Source organism: Empedobacter sp. ULE_I140 (genome assembly GCF_053482575.1).
The window spans coordinates 398032-424083 of record NZ_JBQMTX010000001.1; the positions used below are offsets into that span (position 1 = coordinate 398032).

Consider the following 26052-nt stretch of genomic DNA (forward strand, 5'->3'; position numbering starts at 1 on the left):
TAAATAGATATGAATACGATTATTTTATCAGCACTTTCAGGTATTATTTTGATGTTTAGTGGATTCTACATCAAAAATAATCGTGCCTTAAATATACTTTCTGTTGTTCTGTTTTTCGGAATGATTGTAGGAGGAATTTTCGACTTGAAAGGTTGCTCAATGTTCGCAGGAAAATTCGATAATATGATTGGACAATCGCTTTACGGCGTTTCGTTCTTTATCGCATTGGCAGGATTGGCAATTTTTTACTTATTGTTGAACAAAGATTCGTTTGGAAAAGTAGGAAAACATGTGGCAGAATATTATGCCTTAATTTTCTTCTCTTTTACAGGAATCGCAGTTTTAGCACAATTCCACAACTTAGTAATTATGTTCTTAGGAATCGAATTAATGTCAATTCCAATGTACATTATTGCAGGAACAAACAAAGAAAGTCTTAGAAGTACAGAAGCTTCTGTAAAATATTTCTTGATGGGAGCTTTCTCAACAGGAATTTTGATGTTAGGTGTAACATTTTTGTACGGCGCAACAGGAACTTTTATGGTTGATCAATTGGTAAACTATAACAAAGATTTCGAAACAATTTATTACGCAGGATGGTGTTTAATCATCTTCGCATTTTGTTTCAAAGTTTCTGCAGCACCGTTCCACGCATGGACACCAGACGTTTACGACGGAACACCAACTGTGTTTACATCGTTTATGTCGACAATCATCAAAGGAGGATCATTTTTAGGATTTATTTTAGTCCTAAAATCATTCCCAACAAATGTAGAATATGCCGAATATTACCGTTTATTATTCGCGTCAATTATCATTTTGACGTTATTTATCGGAAACTTCGGAGCAGTTTCTCAAAAATCTGTCAAACGTTTGATGGCTTATTCATCAATCGCGCAAGCAGGTTTCATGTTATTTGTTTTGTTCAATATCAATTCAGCTTCTAAAGAGGCTTTGATGTTCTATACGATTGCTTATTCAGTTGCGAACTTCATTATTTTCTATGCGATTGATCAATTCAAAAATTCAAAATTTGAGAGTTTCATTGGTTTAGGAAAAGCAAATCCAGTTTTAGCAGCAGCGATGACAATTTCATTAATTTCATTAGCAGGTATTCCATTAACAGGAGGTTTCTTTGCGAAATTTATGGCGTTGAGTATTGGAGGAACAAACGATAAAAACCTATTTTTGATTGTAATTGCATTGGTTATGGCAGTTTTGAGTATGTATTATTACTTCAAAATCATCAACTACATGTATTTCAAAAAAGGGAAAAACAAATTAAAAACACAAGACGGGTTAACAAATTTCCTTTTAATTATCGGAATGGTAATCTTAATTGTGATGGGAATTTTTCCAGGAATATTATCGTCATTTTTACAAACGCCAATGTGGTAATTGGAGAATGATTATTATATAGTTTTTTATTATTTATTATTTAAAAGCTCGTGTCAAGTACTTGACACGAGCTTTTTTTTATATGGGATTATTTTGCAAAGAGTGTAAACCCTAACTTATCAACAACATATTATTGATAAATAAAGTTAAAACCCATAAAATCATTTCGATAATCAATTTATCTTTAGAGTAAATCTTACGATTCTTCAGATGAAAAGTCAAGCGTTTAACTCAGTCAATTAGTTTCAACAATTAGCAGAAGAAATCAATAAAATGCAACAAGCATTTGCAGAAGGAAACATTAGTTCTTTAGATTTGTACCTAATGGAAGAGGAGGATGTATTGCAATACCTAAAAATTTGCAAAAGTACATTATACAATTACAGAAAGAAAAACCTTTTAAAAGCCTACAATTATTTTGGTCGAAACGTCTACTTAAGACACGAAGTTTACCAAGCAATAATCAATCAATTACTCAAATAAATCAAGAGGCTTTTAAGCCTCTTTTTATTTATAATAAATTTAATAATACTCAATAAGATCATCATTAAAGATAACAATTAACAACCAATTCTTTTTTTGAATCCTTTTTTAGACAAAAAAAGAGACAGAAGATTTAACCAAAAAGAAAAACTTCCCCGTTTGAAAGAGGTCAGGAGAGTGTAAATCAAATGTAAAACAAAACCACTACAACCACACAAACACCGAACAAACACCGAAGCGCTGCGGTACTTATCAACAGAACAACCACAGCACAACCACAGAAATATACAGACGAATACAAATAAGTACATTTCATTCCAAAGCATTGCAAATCATTCCAAATGTTTCCATTTGTATGCAATAATTGAATTAATACGGATATCCATTACGAACTTCACCATAGAAATTAAAAATCAAGTAAAACATTTAAAACCAAAAAGTATGGGTAAAGTTATTGACAGTATCATTTCAGGTACATCCGGTCGTACAGGTCGAATAGTAGTCGCAAATGTCAACGGTTACGAAATATCACGCATTCGTCCTAAAAAATTATCAAAAGCACCAACTCCAAAACAAGCATTAATCAAAGAACGTTTCAACAAATCAGTCTTATTTCTTGCGAGTTACAAAGAATATGCAAAAGCATTTTTCGGAACAAAAGTAGGATTACGTTCCACATACAATTCTGCAATGAGCAATGTCATGAATGCATTAGTCTGTGATATGGATAATTTACAAATACTACCTAATTATCATCAAATTCAATTTTCAAAAGGAAAAGGAATAGATCTACAACCCTTAGCCATCAGTTCTCCAACTCCGTTAACAATTCAGATCGATTGGGAAAACAACTCCATGGGCTCTAATGGCGAAACAGATTACATGGTGGCATAACTTGCAGAAGACAACGACCTTAATGTAGGAACCCATTTTTTTCAAACCAATGCAATCCGTGTAGACTTAACATATCAACTAAGTTTATTACCAAGATATCAAGGTAAAGAATTACATATATGGATTGCCTTTGTCAATCCAGAAAACCTATTTGCATCTAATTCTGTTTACGTAGGAAAAATCATAGTAAACTAACATTGACTATGATTCAGAAAAGAGAGAAAAAACCGTTTATATCATAACAAATCACATAAGTTGATGTCCAAGATACAAACGGTTTTTCTTTTTTTATCAAAAGAAAAAACTTCACCAAAGACACAAAAAAAAATCCCTCTCGAGAGGGCATAGAAGAGTGTAAACCCTAACTTATCAAGCTAAATTCATTTCAGCTTCACATTATTTTCTAATCAAATTCCAAATCAAAAAATTGGCATTAAATCGATGACGTTAAGAAAATGATTGAAGAGCAGCGTTAAAAAGATTTTAGCTCGTAGAGTTTTTAAAATCTTTAGCGAAGCGAAAACCATTTTTAGTCCAATCGATTTACAGCCAAGTCTTTTTTGGTTACTTTTTTTGACTGTTCCCCGAAGGGCATATGAATACCAATTAATTAAAATAGATATTCAATGAATAAAAAAAGTAACAGAAGGTTGTTAACTAAATAAAAACAACCAACCCCCAACCTTCACCTTAATCTCAATCTTTTTTGTATTTTTGAAGTTAAAGTTTAATGATTAGTTAGAAATGAGAAAATTCACTTTACTAATCTGCTTATGTTTGGTTCAATTAGCTTTTGCACAACGTAAAGGATATTGGCAACAAAAGGTAGATTATAAAATAGATGTTGATATGAAAGAAAAATCATATCAATACGATGGAAAAATGCAATTGAAATACACCAACAATTCAGGTCAAAGCCTGAATAAAGTTTATTTTCATTTATATTTTAATGCTTTTCAACCAGGAAGTATGATGGATAATCGTTTACAAAACATTTCAGATCCTGATAAAAGAATGGCAACAAATATCGGAACAAAAGAAAATCCTAAATATGTTAGCCGTATTTCTGAATTAAAACCAGATCAAATTGGTTATCAAAAAGTAACATCTCTTAAACAAGATGGTAAAGCCGTTTCATATAAAGTAGACGGAACAATCTTAGAAGTTACATTAGCAAAACCAATTGCAGAAGGACAAACTTCTACTTTCGATATGGTTTGGAATGCACAAGTTCCCGAACAAATTCGTCGTTCTGGACGTAATTCGAAAGATGGTGTAGAATTTTCTATGGCACAATGGTATCCTAAAATGGCAGAATTCGATCCAGAAGGATGGCATTTAGATGAATACATTGGTCGCGAATTTTTTGCGCCTTTTGGTAATTTTGATGTCACAATTAACATCGATAAAGATTATGTAATCGGAGCTTCAGGAGAATTACAAGACCCTAATAGTGTAAAAGGTTATGTAAAAAATCCAACAATCAAAACAAAGAATGGAAAAGTAGCTTGGAATTTCAAAGCTGAAAATATTCACGATTTTGTTTGGGCTGCAGACAAAGAATTTATTGTAGAACATGCAAAATCAAAGCATGGTGTTGAGGTATATTTAGTTTACCAAGACAATGATAAATCTTCTGCATGGAAACAAGCAATGCCTTACGCATTAGGTTTCTTCGATTATAATTCTGAACACTTTGGCGAATATCCTTGGAAAACATATTCAATCATTCAAGGTGGTGACGGTGGTATGGAATATGGTACTGCAACTTTAATTGCTGGAGGAAGTAATTTAAATAGCTTAATCGGAACTATTTTCCACGAAGCAGCTCACTCTTGGTACCAACAATTATTTGGTATCAATGAAACATACAACGAATGGTTCGACGAAGGTTTTACATCATATGTAGAGCAAATGGCGCACCTTAATGTTGTAGATAAATTAAAAGTAATGCCTTCTAATCCAAATCCAGATGCCTACAAAGGATATATTAATTTAGCACTTTCTGGTAAAGAAGAACCTGCAAGTTTATTAGCAGACTATTATAATACAAACTATGCATACTCTTTAGAAGCATATTACAAAGGTCAAGTTTTAGCAATTCAATTAGGATATATTATTGGAAATGATAATTTAAACAAAACATTCCTAGAATTCTATAAACAATGGAAATTCAAACATCCATCAGGGAATGATTTCAAACGTGTAGCAGAAGAAGTTTCTGGAATTAATCTTAAATGGTACTTCAATTTATTCTTGAACACAACACGCAAAATTGATTACGCTGTAGAAGCTGTAAACGGAAACACAATCACAATTGCAAACAAATCAGATTTTGCAATGCCTATCGATTTGTTGGTAGAATATACAGATGGCTCAAAAGAATTATTCTACATTCCTTTACGTGAAATGCGTGGAGAAAAACCAGCAGAAAACTTAGTAGAATACCAAGGTGCAAAAAGAATTATTTTAGAAGATTGGTTCTGGACAAAACCTACCTATGATGTTAAAGTTTCGAAAGAAGTTAAACAAGTTACCATCGATCCAACAAAACGTTTGGCAGATGTAAACGATAAAAATAACGTATTTACAAAATAATGTTATTAGCAGTAAATATTGGAAATACTAATCTTCGTTTCGCAGTTTTCAAAAGTGAAACGGAGATTATTACATGGACAATCAATTCAAAACCTTACCGTACCGAATACGAGTTTTTTGCAAAATTCTCGAACATGTACGAGCCTTTCGGAATTTCGAAAAATGATATTACAGATATTGTGATAGGTTCGGTTGTACCACCACTTACAGCAAGCGTTAAGATTGCATTACAAAAGATTCACAAGTTCAAACCAATGGTTGTAGATCGTAATACGCCATCAGCAATCAAGCATAAGTCAAACCAAATGGGAACAGATTTATATGCGAATGCCGTAGCTGCACATTATCAAAATTATCAAGGCAAAAAAATTGTCATTGATTTTGGAACTGCACTAACTTTCTTAGGCATAGACGAATCAGCAAATGTCGGTGGAGTAGTAATTGCTCCCGGAATTATTACTGCCTTAAATTCTTTAGTAGGAGAAACAGCTCAATTACCAACAGTCGAACTAAAAGCACCAAAAACTGTTTTAGGATCAGATACAGAATCTTGCATGCAATCAGGAATGGTTTATGGGTTTTTAAGTATGGTCGAAGGAATGATCGATCGTATCAATGCCGAAGAAGGAGAACAATCTTATGTAATTTCAACAGGAGGAGTTGGCGGTGTTTACAAATCATTGACAGATAAAATTGATATCGATGATCGTCTACACACAATAAAAGGTCTTAAAATATTATACGAATTGAATAAAGATTCATTTCAGAAATAAATCTATTTTTAGATAAAAACAATTAAAAAGCTCGCTCATTGCGAGCTTTTTTCATTTTATATCAAATCATTTCAAAAAAATGTCTAATTTTCTGTAACCTTTTTACAAACCTTGAGTCTATTAAGTAAGAAAGCAATTAACACACGTGAAATTATTTGTACTAAATCGAAAAAGTAAAGAAGAAATTTTAGTCGATCGACTAAAAAAGAACGATGCTTTGGCGCAAAAAGAACTCTACGAACAAAACTCCAAAAAGATGCTGAGCGTTTGTAGAAGTTACATCGAAGACATGCATTATGCAGAAGATTGTATGATTAACGGTTTTTGTAAAGTCTTTAATCATATCGAGAAATTTCAAAATAAAGGAAGTTTCGAAGGTTGGATGCGTCGAATTATGGTCAACGAATGTTTAACTTTTTTACGTGCAAATAAAACATTGATTTATGTTGATGATGTAAGAGTTTCTAATTATGATGAAGCAGATGAAGAAGTAGAAGAAACATGGTTAAATTTTAATGTGCAAGACGTGTTAGATCAACTTTCAGAACCTTATAGACTGGTGTTTAATCTTCATATTCTCGAAGATTATTCGCATCAAGAAATTGCAGAAATGCTCAATATTTCGGTATCGACCAGCAAAACGCAATTGTTTCGAGCAAAGGCAAAACTGAAAGAAATTGTTCTAAGTAAAAAGAAAATGACAAATGAAAAACAACGATAAAATATCAAACTATATAAAAAACGATTTAGAAAATCGTGAGCTAAAACCTTCGCACGATGCGTGGGACAGAATTCAGGCTCGTATGGATGTCGCTCCATCACCACAAAAATCAAACTACAAATGGTGGTTATCTGCTGCGGTTGTGGCGTTATTTACAGTTACTACGTCTGTTTATTTATTTACGAATCAATCTAAAAATGATGAACCAAAAGAATTGGTAAATCATCAGGAACAAAATAATCCGCAACAAATTCAATCAGATTCTAATACAGTTCATTCTTCAGAATCGATTTTAGCGAATAATGAAAAGATTGATTCTTCTAAAAAAGAAGTTGAAATTCAGCCTCAAGAAGAGAAGAAACCAATTCAACATGGTAAAGTTCAAGTGGCGATAAACGAAGAATCTCAACAAGTTGAAATGGCTTTTCCAACGAAGAAAGAAGCTATTGCAGAGAAGAAAGAAGAGTTAAAATCAGAAGCTCAACCAAAGAAAAATATTGCAGCTAACACAACATTAGATTCTGTAAAAGTGAACAAAAAGAAGAAGAATTTTGTAGATCCAAATATGTTGTTGTATTCGATCGAAAATAAAGAAAATCTAAAGGAGTCAAACCAATCGCGCGTGGTTTCTATCGGCTTCAAATAAAACATTAATATCCCTAAATTAGCAAGATTATGATAAAAAAACTTATCGTAGCAGGATTATTATGCTTATCAGCTACATCACTATATGCTCAAAAATTTACATTTGATTTGAATGATAAAAATGACGAAAAAATCAGTCCAATTGTAAAAGATCGCATTAGCGAATTTACGTTAGTGATTCGTCAAATTGTGCAGGAAGAAAAATCTGCAATGGAAAAGAAAATTGCGGCAGTTGACAAAGAATTAGCAGAAGGAAAACTGAATGCTTCTGAGGCTACAGCGAAGAAAGAAGCGATTGCAAATGTGTATTCGGGAACGATAAATGATCGTATTCAGGAAGTGAATTTTAACTTAGATGATATCATCAAACAACAAGTTGCATTTTCGATTATGAATGGCGAAGATCCAATTACGCCAAAAACGAAACAAGATGTGACGAAACGTTACCGAATTGCGAATCAAATTAACGGTTATGCTTCTTTTGGATACATGGCGTTTACAGGAAAAAAAGACGAAGAATTGAACAAACACGAGAAGTTTTCGAGCAATTTAACAGTAGGTTTAATGTATGAAAGACAATTATCCTTAACGAGTCCAGTTAACTTTTTAGCAGGAGCATTATTCTCTTGGAGAACTTACAGAATTGACGATGATATGCGTTTTAATCGTGATGAAAATGGAGATGTTGGTTTAATAAAACATGACAAATCGTTAGACAAATCGAAGTTGCGCTCGGCTTATTTTATGGTTCCAGTTGGATTTAAATACAATTTTTCGAAAGTCAAAAATATTACCGAAGATTTTGCATATCGTCCGCAAGGAAAACACTATATCGCAGCATATATGTATGGAGGAACGTTGTTATCATCGAATAATATTTACAAAGGAGATGGTGTTCGCAGCAAAAATCGTGGAAATTATAATGTGAATAATTTTATCTACGGAGCCGAAGTAACAATTGGTTTAGGATTGATTGATGTCTTTGTGAGAAAGGATTTTAATAATTATTTTAAAGATAATACATTCGATAATCGTAAAATGATTCAGTTTGGCATAAATCTTGGATTATAACAATTATCTCAATCATAGTTTTAGTATTGAAATTTTATAACATAACATTTTTTTTAATATAATGAACCTCAGATTTATCTGAGGTTTTTTATTTGTAGAAAAATTTTCTAAACCTGTTCAAAAAAATTGTAAATTAGTACAAATCCAATGAGAGATGGTAAAATCTAAACTTAGTTGGCAAACACTTCTTCTCGTCATCATTTTTCTATTATTAATGATGGTTAACTTCACGTTTGTCAAAGCTTTTTGGTTTGGAGGAAATTTTTGGATAGACGAACCTTTTTTACGCATTGGCGTTTTCATGATTTCTTTACTTGCATCGATGTCTATTTTATACGATTTAACGTTTAATTTGACCTTATTTACGTTAAAAGAAGAAACGTTCGAAATCAGAACAATTTTCAAAAAAGATGAAATTCCATATCGAGCAATTTATTATTTGTACGAAGAAGAAGACATTTTTCGCTTGAATCGCAATCAAATTCTAACTATTCAAACCAAAAAATCAAAGTTCAGATTACGAAGTTTTTTTGATTCAAATTATGATCAAGTAAAAACTAAACTAACCGAAAAAGCAGAACAATACGTTAATTTATTAGCTTAATGATATTAAAAAAACGTCGCTCATAGACGACGTTTTAATTATTACTATTATTTTTTAAGTAAATCAAAATGTTTTGAATCAGCACTAAAATTGCAACCGACGTAAAAAACATAAAGCCAACATAAATGGCAACTTGCTTGTCTTGACCAATTTTTATGAAGATAAAATAAGCCAAAAGTGTTCCCATGATTTGCATCAAAACGGCGCGCCAAGCCACTTTTTTTACAACAGCTGCATCTTTTGTTCTAAATCCAGCAATTCCTTGATAAATTGTCGGAAATATCAACATAATAAATGCGATTATTTTTAGAGGTGTTTCCATTTATACTTTTATTTCTTTCTGCATTTGTTCCACAACTTCGTAAGTTGCAGGACAAATTAGCGTGTTTTTTATGGTAAGATGATTAATCTGGTAAAATTTCTTACGATCTGTATGCGGATATTCACGACAAGCTTTCGGGCGATCTTCATAAACCAAACAATAATTTTCACTATCCAAAAAAGGACAAGGAACTTGCTGCAAAACATAGTCGTTGTCTTCATCAATTCGCAAATATTTATCAATAAATTGACTTGGTTTAATGCGAAAAACATGCGCTAAACGCTCAATATCTTTTTGTGTAAAAAGGGGACCAGTTGTTTTGCAACAATTCGCGCAAGAAAGACAATCAATACGATTGAAAACATCTTCGTGGATTTCTTCCATTTTCTGATCCAAGTTTTTAGGCGGTTTCTTCTTCAACTTCTCCAAAAACTTTTTGTGTTCGCGTTGTTTTTCTTTTGCTTTCGCAAAATATTCTTCTAAGAAATGATCTCCCATTTTTCTATCTCTCCTTCTTTTACTTCAAAAATCTCCGCGCAATCAACCATTTTAAGGTTTTCAAATTGTTTGAATCGCTCAGGATCTCTTTGTTCTAACTTCTTTAATAAATGGTTGAATTCATATTGCATTTGACCTGTTGTAACCTCAATTTTAATCTTTGTAAAATCAGAATCAATTTTATTTCGGTCAAAATTATATCCTCGTCTTGTGGCTTCGTCCCAAACTTTTGCTAAATATTGATTAATCGCTTCAAGCGGTTTTTCAATTGCTTTGAAACGAGTTAATTGCGGATGATTTTTATAACCTTTTGTATTGCCTTCCAAAACATTTTTTGCCAAAAGCGTTTCGCGCCAAAGTGCTACAATTCCTTTTGCATCGAGATATTTCGGATGAACAGACCAAATTCGCATTTGTTAGATTACTTCTCTTTTTTGATCTCTTCTACATTTTTTACACCACGTAATCTGCAAAACTCTTCGATAACATTGTGATGAGAAACCGTTTTATCTTTAAAATAATTGACAAAATATTTCTTTTCTTCTTCAGTTGCTTCTAACTGATTCAAGATATTCATTAAGTGCATTTTCATGTGACCTTTCTGAATTCCAGTTGTAACCAAAGAACGTAATGCACCAAAGTTTTGCGCTAAACCTGCAACAGCAACAAATCCCATCAATTCTTTAGCATTCGGTTTCCCAAGAATTCCCATTGCTAATTTTACTAACGGATGCAAAGCTGTCAATCCACCAATTGTACCAAGAGCAGTTGGTAAATCAATCCAAAAACGAAAAACTCCATCTTTCACTTCACAGTGTGTTAACGAAGAATACTGCCCATCTTTCGCCGCATATGTATGCGCACAAGCTTCTACAGCACGGAAATCGTTACCTGTTGCAATCACAACCGCATCAATTCCGTTCATAATTCCTTTGTTATGTGTTGTTGCACGATATGGTTCTATTTCTGCAATGCGAACAGCGCGCAAAAACTTTTCTACAAACTCTTCTGAGGTTACATTTCCTTCTGCCAATTGCTCAACAGGACAAGAAACCTCTGCACGAACAATACAATCTGGCGTATAATTCGATAAAATACACATCACGATTTGAACTGAATCTTTTTCATCATCTGTAAAAGTAGAATCAGCTTCTATCTCGTTGCGTAATGTTTTGGCAAATTGTTCTAAACAAGAATTGATAAAGTTTGCACCCATCGAATCCATTGTTTCGAAAGACGCTTTTATTTGATAATAGTTTTCTAAATCAGCAGTTTTATCAATTAATTCCAAAGCTAAAATACCACCACCACGCGCACGCATGTTTTTGGTGATATCATTTGTCGTTTCGATTAATTGATTTTTAATCGTTGTTTCAAATGCATTTTGTAACTTTTCTTTGTCGCCTTCGTACATAAAATGAACGTGACCCAATTTTGTTGTGGATAAAATAGTTGTTTTGAAACCACCACGTGTTTGCCAAAACTTCGCAGCTTTAGAAGCCGCAGCAACAACAGACGACTCTTCAACAGCCATTGGAATGGCATATAATTCGTCGTTGATTAAAAAGTTTGGTGCTAAACCAAACGGCATATAGAAATTAGAAACTGTATTTTCTGAAAATTCGTCGTGCAGTTTTTGTAAATCTGCATCATCATTCCAATATTGTTTCATGATTTGAATTGCTTTTTCATCGCCATTCAAATATTCATTGACAACCCATTCAATTTTTCCTTCTTTCGATAATTTCGAAAAACCTTCTACTGCTTGATGCTTCATATTGGATATTTTTTTATAAGACAAAAGTACAAACGTTTTGAATGTTATAAGATACTTCTTCTGTTTTTTGATTAATTTTTAACGATTTAGTAGAGTAGTGGATTTGGTTAAACACAATAAATGTAGAATTAGTTATTGTACTATAACTTTTTGAAGAAAATATCCACTTGAAAATTGATATTCTAAAATATAAAAAACACCTTTTACTTAACATAAAAGGTGTTATAAGATATTTCAACTCTAATGTAAAAAACTTCATTTTTAAATATTTCTTAAATTAAGTATTTAAAATTTTTTGTTTTTTAAAAAAAATATTAATTTAGAAATATTAACAACAATATTTAAACTAAAAAAAATGGAAAAATCTTATTAGCAAGTGCTTTTGCACTTATCGGAACTTTTGCTATGGCAAACGAAACAGAAACAAAAATTACAAATGAAGTTAAAGAATTATCATCAGTTATAAATTATAATACTTCTGAAGATGTTAATAATTGTGAAATAACAATTCGTGATGGTAATGGTAAATTACTTGCTTATACAATAGTTTATGCTACTTCAGAGTTAAATTGTAATTATCAAGCTGATAAGTATTTAGAGCAATATATTGCAGATCATTCATAATTGAATTAACTAATATCAACTACATTAATATAGCCTGATTATAATTAATCAGGCTATTATAAAATAAATAATAAATGAAATTAAAGCCACTATTATTAATAGTTTTATTTTGTATTGCTAATTCTATTTATGCGCAAATCTATAAGCTTGATTATCAGTTCAATAATCATGTTTCAATATTGAATAGAACAAATACATATAACACAACATTAGTATATGACGTTCCTAATAAGGTAAGTTTATATACGGTAATAAAACTAAAAGAAAAAGCAAAGAGTGAAAAAAACAGCACTTCATTAGTTATAGATGAAAAGGTGATTGATAATGAATTAATTTATAGTAATTTCAAAAAATTAGAAATGGTCATTCAAGAACAGATTGATATTGAAATGATGAATTTTACAGAAAAAATACCAACTATCAAATGGGAATTATCAAATGAAACAAAAGTAGAAAATGATTATAATCTTAAAAAAGCGACTGCTACTTTCAGAGGGCGAAACTATACAGCTTGGTACACATTAGATATTCCTGTAAATGTTGGACCATGGAAATTGCATGGACTTCCTGGCGCAATAGTAAGTGTTAATGAAGACAGCGGGAGATATTCTTGGCAATTAAAGGACGTGAAAAAGATAGAAGTAAGTACAATAAAAAATCCTTTAGAAAATAAAACGTATGCTGTAAAAAGCATCAAAGAATATCCACAATTAAAATTTGAAACGCCAGAAAGAGTTAAAGAAAAATTAAGAAAAATAGACAGTAATTTTATATTCCCAAAAGGAGAAAGAATAGATATAGAATTATTATTTGAATTGTAATCTTCCCTAAAAACCGGACCGTTTAAAAATATAGTTTATTAACTTAGGGATAATTATGAAACAGAGCAATTTTACAGAAGTTCAGATCGTCAAGATCTTATCAGAACAAAATCAAGGCAAAACAGTCAATGAAATTTGTCGTGAACATGGAATAAGTCAACCCACTTTTTATAAATGGAAGAGTAAATATGGCGGAATGGAAGCCCATCAATTAGCTCAATTAAAAGAACTAGAGAAGCAATTGTCCCAATATAAAAAAATTGTAGCAGAGCTTACTTTGGAAAACGTAGTTTTAAAAGATGTTATCGAAAAAAAGCTATAACGCCTTGTGAAAAACGAGAGTTGGTGTTGTATTCAAAAGAAAAACATCAGCTAAGTTCTCGCAGGGCTTGTCGTCTATTTAGCTTAAGAACATCCGTTTTTTATTATCAAAAAGTACGTAAAGATGAGGATGATAAAATACGTTTTCAATTGATAGCGCTATCCAACGAGCATCAAACTTGGGGCTTTTGGATGATGCATCATCGTTTACGAAATTTAGGATTTACTTGGAACCATAAACGAGTTTATCGAATTTATACTTCGATGAAACTTAACCTACGTAATAAACGTAAAAAAAGACTTCCTGCAAGGATTAAAGAGCCGCTTTTACGTCCGATTTATCCAAATGTAACGTGGAGTATGGATTTCATGCATGATAGTTTAGAAAACGGAAAAAGCGTGAGAAGTTTGAATATTATAGACGATTTTAATCGAGAAATTTTGAGTATTTGTATCGACACAAGCTTACCTTCAGCTAAAGTAATTTCTGAACTTGAAAAACTAATCGAATGGCGAGGGAAACCTGAGAAAATTAGAGTAGATAATGGTCCAGAATTTATTGCTGAAAAACTAAAACTATTTTGTCAAAAAAAAGCCATTGAATTATATTATATTCAACCTGGGAAACCTACGCAAAATTCGTTGATTGAAAGATTTAATAGAACTTTTAGAACAGATTTTTTAAATGCTTATTTATTTGAAAATATCAAAGAAATGAAAAATTATACAGAAATTTGGATGTGGATGTATAACAATGAAAGACCACACAGTTCTTTACAATATCTTTCTCCTAGAAATTTTTTATTGAAATATGGTAAGGTCAAAAATCCTAATGATTTTCCTACATTTCAAATTAATCAAAATAATAATACAATAATATTAAATAAAAACTATACTTTTAAATGTTCCTAACAAGGGGAAGATTACAGAATGGGAAAATAATTTATGATTCAATTAACTATCCAAAGCCACAGAAATTAGAAAAAAATAAGAATCTATATGAAAAATATACTTTCATTTGTAATGTTATTGTGTTTTGTAAATACATTTTGTCAAGAAAAAATACAAATAGAATACGAATTTCGAAATGAATTTGATATTGAAAATGCAAAAGATGCTGTTGTCAAAGAACGATTAAAAAACAGTAACGAAAATAGATTGTATTTTGAGTTTTTAAGTTCTGATAAAGAATCGCTTTTCCAAAGAATAGATAGAATTGATAATTCTCAGGGTAGATCAGGAGTGTCAATTTCCTTTATAAGTGGACCAGGAGGAATTTATTATAAAAATTTAGTTGATAAATCAACTATTTCTGAAGTTAACTATAAAGGAAAAAAAATATTAATAACAGATTCTATAACAACCAAAAATTGGATATTAGGAAAAGATAAAGATAAAATTTTAGGGTTCGATGTTAAAAAAGCAACTTTACAAATTTCTGAAAATTCATTTGTTGAAGCTTGGTATGCGTCAACAATTAAAATAAAAAATGGACCTTCTAATTATGGAGGATTACCAGGGATTATTCTAAAATTAATTTTGACGAATAAAGAAGAAAACTCGGTAAACAAACAAATTTATTTAGCAACAAAAGTTGAAGTGAGTGATAAATTAAAAATAAATAAACCAACAAAAGGTAAATCGATAACTCAAGTAGAATTTGATAAAATAATGAAAGAGGAGGAGAGAAAATTTAATGAATTATTTAAACAATAATTAAAAAACATATAAAAAGACACTGTCCAAAATTTTGTGTAAATATATTTCAGGTGGGTTTGACTTTTTTATAGTTGAACCCTTTTTTCAAATATAGTTAAAAATTGATTTAAAATTATTCCCCAATTATGAATTGGTTGTGTCCATTTTTTTGAGATTTGCATTAACGATAGATAAACTGACTTTTTGAGCGCGTCATCTGTTGGGAATACTAGTTTATTTTTGGTATATTTTCGGACTTTTCCATTCAAATTTTCGATAAGGTTGGTGGTGTAAATAATTTTTCTGATTTCAATAGGAAAGTCAAAAAATACAGTTAATTCGTCCCAATTATTTCTCCAAGATTGCATTGCGTAGGGATATTTTTGAATCCATTTTTCTGCAAAACGATCTAATTCTAAAGCAGCCATCTCTCTGTTTGGCGCATTGTAAATGAGTTTCATGTCTGAGGTAAATTCTTTTTTATCCTTCCAGACTACGTATCGAGCAGAGTTTCTAATCTGGTGAACCACGCAAATTTGTGTGTTCGCTTGAGGGAAAATATTGGTTATAGATTGTGTAAATCCGTTTAAATTATCAGTTACTGTAACCAAAATATCTTCTACGCCACGCGCTTTTAAATCCGTCATCACACCTTGCCAAAAAGCAGCAGATTCGTTCTCTCCAAGCCACATTCCAAGGATTTCTTTGTGACCTTCACGGTTTAAACCAACAGCTAGATAAATCGTTTTATTGATTACTTTTCCGCCTTGACGAACTTTAAACACAATGCCATCCATCCAAACAATGCAATAAATAGATTCTAGAGGACGATTTTGCCAATCCAAAACTTGACTATTTACTTTATCAGTAATGATGGATATTGCTGATGTAGAGAGTTTATAGCCGTATAATTCGTAAAGTTCCTGCTCAATATCCGAAACACTTAGACCTTTAGCGTATAACGAAATAACCATATTTTCAACAGAAACTGATTTGGATTGATGTTTTGGGACAATAATTGGATCAAAACTTCCTTCTCGATCTCGAGGAACCTCTATTGTAGATTCCCCATATTCGCTTTTTAAACGTTTTGAAGTTGTGCCATTACGTGCATTGGAATTGTCACTTTTCTCATTTTTTGAGTAACCTAAATGGGCTTCAAGTTCGCCTTGTAGCATGGCTTCTAATAAATCAGAATGCAATTCTTTTAATAATTTACTTAGATCTTCTTGGGTTTTGATCCCTTCTAAATGACCTTGATCTTGGATGAATTGGGCTACAGATTTTTTCATAATAAACTGTGTTTTATAAATTTAATAAAATAAATAAGGTGAGTTACTAAACCCACCTTAATTTATGTTTACACAGTTTTTTGGATATTGCCTATAAAAAGGATTTTGTTTTAAAAATCCTTTTTTTATATCTATCAAATTGATAAAATTAGTTTATTAATCGACCCTATTACGTGTTGAATAAAAGTATTGGCAACTGTGTTCGTTTGTCAATTCATTCTTCTTCCATCATTTGTTTCATCTTGATTTGGAAATCCTAAAAAAAATACAGTATAAGAAAAGGTATAAGACTTATTTATCTTAACATGATGAAAGGAATAAGAAATCATTTTTCAAATAGAAAATAAACAATATTTACATTATTAAGGTCTATTAAACATAATCATTATTATACACCTCTTTTAAATGGCTTAAAACTTTGATATTGTGAGAGTGCAGTTTTGAACAAACAAGTTTGTAATTTAAAATGCTCTGAAAGAAGCATTTAATCGTTGAGTGAAGGTATTCATATCAGACAAAATTATTTTTCTTTCGTACTAATTTTTTACTGCAACGTTATTATTTTTTTTATAACTCTCTATAGAGTTTATTCGTGTTTTCTTCGACCGTTCTTCGACCATTGTCCTCGCAAAGGTGCATTTTTCCGCAAGTTCGTCGAAGGACGGTCGAACAAAGGTCGAACGATGGTCGAACAAGAGTAAAATGAGCTATTTTTCGATATGATGTGAAACATAGATATACAGAGGTTTGTATAGGAGTTTCAATTAACTAAAACATATTGTTGATAAAAATGCTGGAGGACAGAAGTGGACAAATGTGGACAAAACCGGACATTTGTGGTCACTTTTTGTGAAAAATGTAATTTGTATTGTTTAAATGATTATATTACAAATATTTGATTATTTTAAATTGTTTTGATTGAATTAATAATATTCTTGATAAAAATGATGAAATACGATTATCTGTAAATTGTTTAAAATATAAAATAGTGAAGAGTTTTTCGTTTATATGAACGATTATAATGGATTATTCGAGGAAATGTGTTATTTGAGAAAATAGAATTGTTTATATTTGATTGTTTGAACTCACATGATTAGAAAATTAATATGAAAAAATTTATTTTAAGTTTGGCTATCCTTGCGATGGGTGCTTATTCTTATGCACAACAAATAACCATTGAAGGGATATATGGCGGTAAATACCGAGAAAACTCATTATATGGTGTAAATTCATTGAATGATGGAGAAAATTATACAATTCTTACAAAAGACGGATTGGTAAAACGTTCGTATGAATCGACATTGAAAAAAGGTCAGACTTCTGATGTAGTTGTCGTTCCTGGAAAGTTTGAAGGTTATGAATTTAGTTCTGATGAGCGTTACGTTTTATTGCAAACTAATTCGCACCAAATTTATCGCCATTCGTTTACAGCAAAGTTTGAAGTGTATGATACACAAACAAAATCGAAAGTATTGTTATTTGATGGAAAAGGAATTCAAGAGCCTTTGTTTTCGCCAGATGCTTCTAAGGTAGCTTTTGCTTTTGAGAATAATTTATACATTCAAGACTTAAAATCGAACAAGGTAATTCAAGTTACAACGGATGGTAAAAAGAATAATATTATCAACGGGATCAACGATTGGGTTTATGAAGAAGAGTTTGGTTTCGTAAGAAATTTTGATTGGAATGCTGATGGAACGTCTTTGGCTTATGTTCGTTTTGACGAATCGAAAGTCAAAGAAATTAATATTCCGATTTACCACAATAATCTTTATCCACAAGAATTACGTTACAAATATCCAAAAGCAGGACAAGACAATTCGGAAGTTTCGTTACATGTTTTTGATACGAAGAATAACTCAACTGCAAATGTTAATTTAGGCGGAGTTCAGAATTATTATATTCCTAAAATTAAGTTCTCTACAAAAGCGAATTTATTAACGGTTGTAACGTCTAACCGTCATCAAAATAATGTAGATGTTTCGTTTTATGATATCAACACGAAAAAAGTAAATAAATTATTTACTGAAACAAATAAAGCGTGGATAGAAACGGATAATTTAACGTTAGAGTTTTTAGCAGATAATTCGTTCTTATGGACTTCTGAGCGCGATGGAAATAACCATATTTACCATTATGCAGATAGCGGAAAGCTAATTAACCAAGTGACGAAAGGAGATTGGGAAGTAACGAATTACTACGGATATAATCCTGGTAATAAAACACTTTATTATCAATCTAACTCGAATAATGGAAAACGTATTTCGACAGAAAGACAAATTTCTTCGGTTAGTTTAGATGGTAAGAAAACAACAATGTTGACGAAAAATAATGGAACAAATTCGGCTGCTTTCAGTAAGAATTTTACGTATTTCATTAATACTTTTTCGAATACAACAACTCCAAAAACAATTAGTTTGGTTGAATCTAAATCTGGAAAAGATTTGGGTGTTATCGTTGACAATACTTCTTTAAAAGATAAATTGACTACAGATAATATTGGAACAAAAGAATTATTTGTGTTGAAAACGACAGCAGGAAACGAATTAAATGCTTACGTAATCAAACCAAAAAACTTTGATCCAACCAAAAAATATCCAGTTTTGATGTATCAATATTCTGGACCAGGTTCTCAGAATGTAAATAATGCGTATTTCAACTCAAATGATTATTGGCACATGATGTTGGCACAAGAAGGTTATATCGTTTTCTGTGTTGACGGTCGTGGAACGGGATACAAAGGAGAAGATTTCAAGAAGCAAACGTATTTACAATTAGGAAAATATGAGGTAGAAGATCAAATTGCTGCGGCAAAAGAAATTGGTAAATTACCTTATGTGGACAAATCTCGTATCGGAATTTGGGGTTGGTCTTATGGAGGATTCATGGCTTCGAATGTATTATTCAAAGGAAATGATGTGTTCAAAGCGGCGATTGCTGTTGCTCCTGTAACAAACTGGCGTTATTATGATTCTGTTTATACAGAGCGTTTTATGCGTACACCAGAAGAAAATGCATCTGGTTATGATGACAATTCACCAATTAATTATGCAAACGAGTTGAAAGGTAATTTCTTATTAATTTCTGGTTCTGCTGATGATAATGTGCATCCACAAAACACATTCGAATTATCAGAAGCTTTGGTACAAGCGAACAAAGATTTTGATATGGCAATTTATACAGATAAAGATCACGGGATTTATGGTGGAAACACGCGTATTCAGCTTTACCGTAAAATGACAAACTTTATCAAGAAGAATTTGTAAGAAAAAAGCTGTATTTATTAGAATACGCCAATGAATAAGATGAAACATTATTCAAATTGACAAAAATCATACATTAAATAAAAAAAACCTCTGCATTGTCGGAGGTTTTTTTTATTTTCGTTGATTGCTAATAAAATCTAAATGATATATTAGCGCTTAGTTAAAGAAATTATGAGTCAAAAATTAACTTTAGAGCAAATTCAAAACTTTGAAGGAAAATATCCCAAACAGCTTTGGTATTTGTTTACGATAGAAATGTGGGAACGTTTTTGTTTCTACGGTATGAGAGGTGTTTTAGCAATTTTTATGACAGACCAACTAGGTCTTTTAGAAAAAGATGCTAATTTGAAATATGGCGCAATACAAGCATTTATTTATGCATTTACATTTATTGGAGGTATTTTCGCTGATAAAATATTAGGTTTCAAAAAGTCTTTAGTTTTTGGAGGTCTTTTTATGGTCATCGGAAATTTAATCATTGCCTATGATCCTCATACAATGTTTTATGTAGGAATTACCTGCACCATTATAGGAACAGGTTTTTTTAAACCCAATATATCATCAATGGTAGGTGAATTGTATAAAGAAGGAGATGTAAGACGTGATGCAGGTTATGGAATGTTTTATGCCGGAATAAATATAGGAGGTCTTTTAGGAGGTGCTTTGTGTGTTTATTTGGGAAAATATTACTCTTGGAGTTTATGTTTCTTAGCAGCAGCAATTGTAATGGTGATTGGTTTGATAACTTATTTTGCTACTAAAAAAAGTTTAGAACCTATAGGAAACACTCCATTAGAAAAAGATAGTATACAAAAAAGGACTTTTAAAGAAACAGCTGTTTACGTTGGTGCAATAGTTATATTACCTTTAATATATTTCTTAATTCATAGAAGTGATTTAACCGATTATTTTATGTACGGAATTGGTATTGCTGCGCTTTTGTATTTAGGATTCGAGATATTAAAATTAAATAATAGTTATAAGAAAAAAGTTTTAGCAGCTTTTATTTTTATTGTTATGTATTTGATTTTTAATGTTATTTATGAACAAAGTGGAGGTTCTTTATCTCTTTTCGCAAAAGATAACTTAGTACATAATTTACTATTCTTCGAAATTGATCCAAATATTATTAATAATAGTGCTAATTCATTTTTTATAATCATAGTAAGTCCATTAGCAGGATTGTTATGGATATGGTTAGCTAAAAAGAAAATAGAACCTAATACAATTATTAAATTCGGAATAGGGTTTTTATTCTTATCATTAGGATTCTTTTTATTTTATTCTTTACGATTCTTTGTAAACGATACAGGACAATCATCTCTTAATTTATTCACTTTTACTTGGCTAGTAATTACTCTAGGAGAGTTATGTTTAGGTCCAATCGGTATGTCAATTATTACGAAGCTATCTCCTCAAAAACTATTTGGAATGATGATGGGGATGTGGTTTTTAGCAAGTGCTTTTGGTCAGTTTTTTGCAGGGAAAATTGGAGCAGAAATGTCTGAAGCAAATACAGGAGGAACTTTAATGTCAAAATTGATTGCCTATACTGATGGCTACAAAGATTTGGGAATATACGCTTTAATTGCAGGTGTATTATTAATCGCTTTATCCCCATTAATTCGCAAATTAATGCAAGACGTAAAATAACTTTTAAGAAATACTTTTAACAAACAAACATGAGTTCAAAATCAGAAAATTTCTTTGATTCAAAAGTACTTGGGCATCCGTCAGGGTTGTTCGTGCTTTTCTTTACAGAGATGTGGGAGCGTTTTTCATTCTACGGAATGCGCGTTTTATTAATTCAGTTTTTAACAGCTGCAGTTATTGGGTTAAATCCAGGTTGGGAATGGTCTATAGAAAAAGCAACTGCTTTATATGGAACATACGCAATGTTATTATACATTACGCCCATCTTTGGAGGTATTATTGCCGATAAATACATAGGTTATAGATGGGCAGTTGTAATTGGTGCGATTATTATGACTCTTGGTCATGCATTCATGGCTTTTGATACACCTATCTTTTTATATTTAGGATTGGCGTGTTTGGTTATTGGAACAGGATTCTTTAAACCAAATATGACATCTATCTTATCAGAAATGTACAAAGACTTTCCTGAGAAAAAGGATGGTGCTTATACAATTTTCTACATGGGAGTTAACGCTGGTGCATTCTTCGGAATGATGTTGTGTGGATTCTTAGCAGAAAAAGTAGGATGGCACTGGGGATTTGGTTTAGCTGGAATCTTCATGTTATTAGGAACATTACAGTTCTGGTTAGCAAAACCATTATTTGGGTATATCGGTGAGGTTCCTTCAAAAACAGGAAATCAAATTACTGCTGATGATGATACACCAAAATACGAACCAGGAGAAAAACCAAATCCTTTTACAGTATTAGATCAAGTATTGATCGTTATTATGACGCTTTTAGGATTAGGATATGCGTTCAATGATCCGTTAAATGCAATTGGTGGAATTAACTTATTCCCATTCTCTATCGGAGGATTATCAGGACAAAATGTCGTTATTTTAGTAGCATTATTCTTGTTCTTCTTTGTGGTAATTCGTCGTTTGGCAAATTATACAAAAGTGGTTCGTGATCGTATGATTGCGGTAATTATTTTTGCTTTCTTCGTTATCTTCTTCTGGATGTCTTTCGAACAAGGAGCTACATCATTAGTAATCTTTGCGCGTGATAATACAGAACGTAACTTAATTGGAGGTGCTGCAATGGCATTCAACGTTTTCAATACATTATTAACAGTTGTTCCATTATTGTTCATCTCGTATGTATTGATTTTATTAGCAAAACAAACATTTAAAAAAGCGGCTTTATCTAATGTTGTTTTAGCGTTTACTTTCTTAGGAATTTGGGCTGCTGCAATTTGGATGTTAAACTATAACTGGACTTCTCACTCTTACGATGTTTCTTACCAAGCAATTGAAACGGCTAAATTAGACGACGCTGGTAAACAAGTGATGAACGAAGAAGGACAACCTGTTTTTGATAAAACACCAGTTACGGCTTCTTATGTGGCAAACTCTACAGATAAAATTGTAACTGAAACAATTAATTTAGCTTCTCAAGACGCTTTAACAAAAGGATCTGATATTAATATTCACAAAGAAGGAGATAAATTTGTATTAGTTTCTCCAGAAAGTTTAGTGAAATTAGATACTGAATATAAAAATCAAAATAAACCATCTGAAGTTGTTCCTGCGAAAGTAGCAGAGATTAAAGATTCTCAAGTAGAAATTACCGTTTCTTGGTTCTCTACATTAAACTCTTTCTTCATCATTGCATTAGCTTCGTTAGTTTCTCGTGTTTGGGATTCTAAATACAACCCATCAGCTTCTGTAAAATATGGTTTAGGATTAATCATTATGGCATTCGGATTCGGATTCTTAGCTTTCGGTTCTTACGGAATTTCAGAAGGTGTTAGAGTTTCTATCATCTGGTTAGTATTAGCTTATTTATTCCATACATTGGGCGAACTCTGCTTATCTCCAGTTGGACTTTCGTACGTATCGAAATTAGTTCCAGCACGTATGATTGCATTTATGTTCGGAATGTGGTACCTTGCAATTGCAATTGGTAACAAATTGGCAGCCATTTTAGGAGGTCAAATCGAAAATATTACCAAAGAATATTCGTTATCAACTTTCTTCTTAATCTTTACAATTGTACCAATTGTAGCAGGTTTAATCGTTATCGCATTAAATCCAGTCATGAAAAAATTGATGCACGGAGTTAAATAATAAAGATTGAAATTTATGAAATCAAGCTTAGCAATCGCTGCCCTAATTTTATCATCATTTCTTTTCGGACAAGAAATTAAATGGTTATCATTAGACGAAGCAACAAAGGAAATAAAAGCACATCCAGAAAAACCTGTATTGATTAATTTTTATACAACTTGGTGTGGATTCTGTAAGCGTTTGGACAAAGAAACTTTTACAGATAATAAAGTCGCAGATTATGTAAACAAAAATTACATTGCGGTAAAATTTGATGCGGAAACAAAGGATATGGTAAAATTTATGGGAATTCAGTACACCTATATTGCACCTGCTAAAGCGAATTACATGGCGTATGCCTTTACAAACGGACAATTGAGTTATCCTGCAACTGTTTTGATGAACGGAAAAGGAGATGTTAACAAAATTGTTTTGGGCTATCGTAATTCAACAGATTTCATAAACGATATCAAAATTTAATCGAGAAATAACCTTGTTGAGAGGTTTTCAATAAAACAGAATCAGAAGTTTCTTCAAGTTCTCTAACAATAGAAGGGTAGTTGCTGGCATCAGCAATTACCCTTTTTAAATTTTCATTATTTTCGAAAGAATAAAGCTTCGATTGATGAATTAACACATAAAAAGGAGTATCAGAATGTTCTTCATTTAATAAAAGGTTAAATGACTTCGTTTCAATAAAATTTGGATGTTTGATAAAATGTTGATGTTTAAAGTCTGAATCATAAGAGTAGAAACTAACATCTTTTATTCTTTCGTGGATTTTATATGGTTTAATCGTAAAATTATATGTTTTTTCATCCAAAGGATTTTCGCTTAGAATTGCTAAACTTCGTTGATTTCTTATGCCGATAATACTATTCTTGTATTGATTAAAAACAATTAATTCATTCGAATGATTGAGTTGATAAACTTGATAATATCGTTCAGATTCCATTAGAAATAAAGAAATTAAACAAACAAATAATGCTAGTTTAGATTTTTTTAGGAATAAAGGTTTCGATGCATATAAAATAACGCCAATCAAAATCGCGGTAAATAAACTGATGTAAACATCTTTCGCAATAAACTTGAAGTTTGCTAACCAATAAATATATTGATTTGAATAATAAATAAAATGATTGAAAATCCACGTATAGATTGGAATATTAAGATCAAAAATGATGAGAAGAATGCTAATTATACCGCCACAAATCATAAAAAAGGAAGCAGGAATCAAGACTAAATTTCCAAATAAAAACAATCCTGAAAATTGATTAAAATACAAGACCGAAATTGGTAAAGTTCCTAATTGAGCAGATAAACTTGTTTCAATCATAATCTTGATTTTCTTCAGGAAACTATTTTTAACTTTCCAATAATACTCAAAAATTGGATTGAGCCAAACAATGAAAAAGACCGCTGAAAAACTCAATTGAAAGCCAACATCAAACAAATAATTAGGTTGAAAAACTAGAATGATAAAAGCAGAAAGTGAAAGTGTGTGGAAAATATTTTTTGGTCGGTTGAGTAATTCGCTAATATAATAAATGGTAATCATCAACGCAGAACGAAAAACTGGCGGTTGTAATTCGACATAAAAAGCAAAGATCCAGATAAATATTAAGCTAATAATTATTCTAATTTTCCGACCTTGTTTTAGCTTTAATAATGGTTGTAAAACGAATTGTAAAATCATGTAAATCATCATCACATGTAAACCAGAAATGGATAAAATATGCACAACTCCTGTTGCTACATAACTTTGATTGAGTTCTTGCGAGAGCTCCGTTCTATCACCCAAAAGCATAGACGAAATAATCGCTCTACTTTCAAGGGAATAACCTTGTTCTGTTAGTTCTTTTCGAATCATGACTTTCGATTTGGCAACCCAATTTCGAAATCCATTTCCTTCTTTGTGAATAGAAATAATTTCATTTGTAAAGATTTGAGAATAAATTCGTTTTCTGTTTAAGAAACGTTTATAATCAAATTGATATGGATTTAACGGTTCTTGGATTTTTCTTTTTTCTCCTAAAATTATGATTTCATCATTGGGATATAAAATTTGTTGTTGAGGTTTGATATGAAGTAAAATTTGCTCAGTCGTTTCAATATCTTTTACAACGTAATTGGTATATTTTTCGGTAGAATTAGAACTATAAACGACTTTTAGTAAATGAATTTTCGAAACAGATTCGAAATCAATTTTTGAATGTCTATTATAATTTTGATGAATATAATAGCCCAAAATAATCGAAATACCTAAAAAAGTGATTATATTTTGACGATTATTATTTTTTAACAAAGAGATAAAAAGTAAAGTAATTAATGAAAAAAATATAATTCGTAAATTTGTAGCAGGAATTAATAATTCGGATAAAATTATTCCGATTGAGAAACAAATTGTTAGGGTAAAAAAGAGATACTTTTTCATCCTAATAATTTATAAATTTTTTTACAAATAGTAGGTTTTAATTATTTGTAAATGAATTGATTAAAA

The 26052-nt window shown here is 31.3% G+C and carries 24 protein-coding genes; 18 read left to right on the plus strand and 6 right to left on the minus strand.

The features are described 5' to 3' along the window. Window positions 1–9: 9 nt before the first annotated feature. From ACTS9J_RS01845 to ACTS9J_RS01885, 9 genes are all read left to right on the plus strand, one after another. Window positions 10–1398, plus strand: coding sequence for an NADH-quinone oxidoreductase subunit N (locus tag ACTS9J_RS01845; protein WP_416410053.1), 1389 nt, complete (start codon window positions 10–12; stop codon window positions 1396–1398). Between the two features lie 273 nt (window positions 1399–1671). Next, a complete protein-coding gene (locus ACTS9J_RS01850; RefSeq protein WP_219034519.1) occupies window positions 1672–1881 on the plus strand; it encodes a helix-turn-helix domain-containing protein in 210 nt (69 codons plus the stop codon). A 441-nt stretch (window positions 1882–2322) separates the two neighbouring features. Further along, a complete protein-coding gene (locus ACTS9J_RS01855) occupies window positions 2323–2775 on the plus strand; it encodes a DUF6266 family protein (RefSeq protein WP_448352770.1) in 453 nt (150 codons plus the stop codon). Between the two features lie 744 nt (window positions 2776–3519). Continuing rightward, window positions 3520–5373 carry a M1 family metallopeptidase gene (locus tag ACTS9J_RS01860; RefSeq protein ID WP_219034521.1) on the plus strand — a complete coding sequence of 618 codons (1854 nt, stop codon included), beginning with the start codon at window positions 3520–3522 and terminating at the stop codon, window positions 5371–5373. Beyond that, window positions 5373–6146, plus strand: a complete 774-nt coding sequence (locus ACTS9J_RS01865) for a type III pantothenate kinase (RefSeq protein ID WP_257468124.1) — start codon at window positions 5373–5375, stop codon at window positions 6144–6146. Before ACTS9J_RS01860 ends, ACTS9J_RS01865 begins: the two co-directional genes overlap by 1 nt. 145 nt (window positions 6147–6291) lie before the next feature. Then, a complete protein-coding gene (locus tag ACTS9J_RS01870) occupies window positions 6292–6867 on the plus strand; it encodes an RNA polymerase sigma factor (protein WP_219034522.1) in 576 nt (191 codons plus the stop codon). Next, on the plus strand, window positions 6851–7513 hold the full coding sequence (locus tag ACTS9J_RS01875; protein WP_219034523.1) for a hypothetical protein: 663 nt from the start codon (window positions 6851–6853) through the stop codon (window positions 7511–7513). Before ACTS9J_RS01870 ends, ACTS9J_RS01875 begins: the two co-directional genes overlap by 17 nt. A gap of 29 nt (window positions 7514–7542) precedes the next feature. Further along, a complete protein-coding gene (locus ACTS9J_RS01880; protein WP_286494968.1) occupies window positions 7543–8583 on the plus strand; it encodes a PorT family protein in 1041 nt (346 codons plus the stop codon). 154 nt (window positions 8584–8737) lie between these two features. Then, window positions 8738–9187 carry a hypothetical protein gene (locus ACTS9J_RS01885; protein ID WP_147280029.1) on the plus strand — a complete coding sequence of 150 codons (450 nt, stop codon included), beginning with the start codon at window positions 8738–8740 and terminating at the stop codon, window positions 9185–9187. Window positions 9188–9221: 34 nt separating this feature from the next. Here the strand turns inward: ACTS9J_RS01885 and ACTS9J_RS01890 are convergent, their stop codons facing one another. From ACTS9J_RS01890 to ACTS9J_RS01905, 4 genes are read right to left on the minus strand one after another with little or no spacing between them, the layout of a single operon-like run. Beyond that, a complete protein-coding gene (locus ACTS9J_RS01890) occupies window positions 9222–9509 on the minus strand; it encodes a hypothetical protein (RefSeq protein WP_038333316.1) in 288 nt (95 codons plus the stop codon). Beyond that, window positions 9510–10007 carry a YkgJ family cysteine cluster protein gene (locus ACTS9J_RS01895; protein ID WP_171623750.1) on the minus strand — a complete coding sequence of 166 codons (498 nt, stop codon included), beginning with the start codon at window positions 10005–10007 and terminating at the stop codon, window positions 9510–9512. After that, on the minus strand, window positions 9989–10420 hold the full coding sequence (locus ACTS9J_RS01900) for a pyrimidine dimer DNA glycosylase/endonuclease V (RefSeq protein WP_219034526.1): 432 nt from the start codon (window positions 10418–10420) through the stop codon (window positions 9989–9991). The genes ACTS9J_RS01895 and ACTS9J_RS01900 overlap by 19 nt, the downstream gene beginning before the upstream one ends. Before the next feature lie 8 nt (window positions 10421–10428). Further along, the gene (locus ACTS9J_RS01905) at window positions 10429–11784 is read right to left on the minus strand and encodes a hydroxymethylglutaryl-CoA reductase (protein WP_221854701.1); all 1356 of its coding nucleotides are present in this window, start codon (window positions 11782–11784) and stop codon (window positions 10429–10431) included. A 405-nt stretch (window positions 11785–12189) separates the two neighbouring features. Here ACTS9J_RS01905 and ACTS9J_RS01910 point away from each other — a divergent pair, with 405 nt between their 5' ends. The 5 genes from ACTS9J_RS01910 (at window position 12190) to ACTS9J_RS01930 (ending at window position 15266) form a co-directional block, all read left to right on the plus strand. Beyond that, the gene (locus ACTS9J_RS01910) at window positions 12190–12408 is read left to right on the plus strand and encodes a hypothetical protein (RefSeq protein ID WP_115002328.1); all 219 of its coding nucleotides are present in this window, start codon (window positions 12190–12192) and stop codon (window positions 12406–12408) included. Window positions 12409–12482: 74 nt separating this feature from the next. Further along, window positions 12483–13229, plus strand: a complete 747-nt coding sequence (locus tag ACTS9J_RS01915; protein WP_448352771.1) for a GLPGLI family protein — start codon at window positions 12483–12485, stop codon at window positions 13227–13229. A 55-nt stretch (window positions 13230–13284) separates the two neighbouring features. Next, the gene (locus ACTS9J_RS01920; RefSeq protein ID WP_038336637.1) at window positions 13285–13551 is read left to right on the plus strand and encodes a transposase; all 267 of its coding nucleotides are present in this window, start codon (window positions 13285–13287) and stop codon (window positions 13549–13551) included. 23 nt (window positions 13552–13574) lie between these two features. Further along, the gene (locus tag ACTS9J_RS01925; RefSeq protein WP_181816276.1) at window positions 13575–14462 is read left to right on the plus strand and encodes an IS3 family transposase; all 888 of its coding nucleotides are present in this window, start codon (window positions 13575–13577) and stop codon (window positions 14460–14462) included. Between the two features lie 87 nt (window positions 14463–14549). Next, window positions 14550–15266 carry a GLPGLI family protein gene (locus ACTS9J_RS01930; RefSeq protein ID WP_221855659.1) on the plus strand — a complete coding sequence of 239 codons (717 nt, stop codon included), beginning with the start codon at window positions 14550–14552 and terminating at the stop codon, window positions 15264–15266. Between the two features lie 68 nt (window positions 15267–15334). On the opposite strand, the gene ACTS9J_RS01935 is transcribed toward ACTS9J_RS01930, so the two are convergent. Beyond that, window positions 15335–16540 (minus strand): IS256 family transposase, encoded by a 1206-nt coding sequence (locus tag ACTS9J_RS01935; RefSeq protein WP_219035089.1) that lies wholly within the window; start codon window positions 16538–16540, stop codon window positions 15335–15337. Window positions 16541–17646: 1106 nt separating this feature from the next. On the opposite strand from ACTS9J_RS01935, the gene ACTS9J_RS01940 reads away from it, so the two are divergent. The 4 genes from ACTS9J_RS01940 to ACTS9J_RS01955 all read left to right on the plus strand — a co-directional run bounded on the left by ACTS9J_RS01940 (window position 17647) and on the right by ACTS9J_RS01955 (window position 24032). Next, window positions 17647–19806: a S9 family peptidase gene (locus ACTS9J_RS01940; protein WP_448352772.1), complete on the plus strand. Its 2160-nt coding sequence runs from the start codon at window positions 17647–17649 to the stop codon at window positions 19804–19806. Window positions 19807–19977: 171 nt separating this feature from the next. Then, window positions 19978–21459 carry a peptide MFS transporter gene (locus ACTS9J_RS01945; protein WP_291100172.1) on the plus strand — a complete coding sequence of 494 codons (1482 nt, stop codon included), beginning with the start codon at window positions 19978–19980 and terminating at the stop codon, window positions 21457–21459. Window positions 21460–21488: 29 nt separating this feature from the next. After that, window positions 21489–23573: a peptide MFS transporter gene (locus tag ACTS9J_RS01950; protein WP_448352773.1), complete on the plus strand. Its 2085-nt coding sequence runs from the start codon at window positions 21489–21491 to the stop codon at window positions 23571–23573. A 15-nt stretch (window positions 23574–23588) separates the two neighbouring features. Continuing rightward, the gene (locus tag ACTS9J_RS01955) at window positions 23589–24032 is read left to right on the plus strand and encodes a thioredoxin family protein (RefSeq protein WP_448352774.1); all 444 of its coding nucleotides are present in this window, start codon (window positions 23589–23591) and stop codon (window positions 24030–24032) included. Here ACTS9J_RS01955 and ACTS9J_RS01960 read toward each other — a convergent pair. Continuing rightward, complete coding sequence (locus tag ACTS9J_RS01960; RefSeq protein ID WP_448352775.1) at window positions 24022–25986, minus strand: ComEC/Rec2 family competence protein; 1965 nt, start codon at window positions 25984–25986, stop codon at window positions 24022–24024. The two genes, ACTS9J_RS01955 and ACTS9J_RS01960, sit on opposite strands and share 11 nt — an antisense overlap. Window positions 25987–26052: the final 66 nt, after the last annotated feature.

Coding starts and splice junctions, on each gene's coding strand:
- ACTS9J_RS01845 (WP_416410053.1), top strand. CDS start 10: ATGAATACGATTATTTTATCAGCACTTTCAGGTATTATTTTGATGTTT.
- ACTS9J_RS01850 (WP_219034519.1), top strand. CDS start 1,672: ATGCAACAAGCATTTGCAGAAGGAAACATTAGTTCTTTAGATTTGTAC.
- ACTS9J_RS01855 (WP_448352770.1), top strand. CDS start 2,323: ATGGGTAAAGTTATTGACAGTATCATTTCAGGTACATCCGGTCGTACA.
- ACTS9J_RS01860 (WP_219034521.1), top strand. CDS start 3,520: ATGAGAAAATTCACTTTACTAATCTGCTTATGTTTGGTTCAATTAGCT.
- ACTS9J_RS01865 (WP_257468124.1), top strand. CDS start 5,373: ATGTTATTAGCAGTAAATATTGGAAATACTAATCTTCGTTTCGCAGTT.
- ACTS9J_RS01875 (WP_219034523.1), top strand. CDS start 6,851: ATGAAAAACAACGATAAAATATCAAACTATATAAAAAACGATTTAGAA.
- ACTS9J_RS01880 (WP_286494968.1), top strand. CDS start 7,543: ATGATAAAAAAACTTATCGTAGCAGGATTATTATGCTTATCAGCTACA.
- ACTS9J_RS01885 (WP_147280029.1), top strand. CDS start 8,738: ATGGTAAAATCTAAACTTAGTTGGCAAACACTTCTTCTCGTCATCATT.
- ACTS9J_RS01890 (WP_038333316.1), bottom strand. CDS start 9,509: ATGGAAACACCTCTAAAAATAATCGCATTTATTATGTTGATATTTCCG.
- ACTS9J_RS01895 (WP_171623750.1), bottom strand. CDS start 10,007: ATGGGAGATCATTTCTTAGAAGAATATTTTGCGAAAGCAAAAGAAAAA.
- ACTS9J_RS01900 (WP_219034526.1), bottom strand. CDS start 10,420: ATGCGAATTTGGTCTGTTCATCCGAAATATCTCGATGCAAAAGGAATT.
- ACTS9J_RS01905 (WP_221854701.1), bottom strand. CDS start 11,784: ATGAAGCATCAAGCAGTAGAAGGTTTTTCGAAATTATCGAAAGAAGGA.
- ACTS9J_RS01910 (WP_115002328.1), top strand. CDS start 12,190: ATGGCAAACGAAACAGAAACAAAAATTACAAATGAAGTTAAAGAATTA.
- ACTS9J_RS01915 (WP_448352771.1), top strand. CDS start 12,483: ATGAAATTAAAGCCACTATTATTAATAGTTTTATTTTGTATTGCTAAT.
- ACTS9J_RS01920 (WP_038336637.1), top strand. CDS start 13,285: ATGAAACAGAGCAATTTTACAGAAGTTCAGATCGTCAAGATCTTATCA.
- ACTS9J_RS01930 (WP_221855659.1), top strand. CDS start 14,550: ATGAAAAATATACTTTCATTTGTAATGTTATTGTGTTTTGTAAATACA.
- ACTS9J_RS01935 (WP_219035089.1), bottom strand. CDS start 16,540: ATGAAAAAATCTGTAGCCCAATTCATCCAAGATCAAGGTCATTTAGAA.
- ACTS9J_RS01940 (WP_448352772.1), top strand. CDS start 17,647: ATGAAAAAATTTATTTTAAGTTTGGCTATCCTTGCGATGGGTGCTTAT.
- ACTS9J_RS01945 (WP_291100172.1), top strand. CDS start 19,978: ATGAGTCAAAAATTAACTTTAGAGCAAATTCAAAACTTTGAAGGAAAA.
- ACTS9J_RS01950 (WP_448352773.1), top strand. CDS start 21,489: ATGAGTTCAAAATCAGAAAATTTCTTTGATTCAAAAGTACTTGGGCAT.
- ACTS9J_RS01955 (WP_448352774.1), top strand. CDS start 23,589: ATGAAATCAAGCTTAGCAATCGCTGCCCTAATTTTATCATCATTTCTT.
- ACTS9J_RS01960 (WP_448352775.1), bottom strand. CDS start 25,986: ATGAAAAAGTATCTCTTTTTTACCCTAACAATTTGTTTCTCAATCGGA.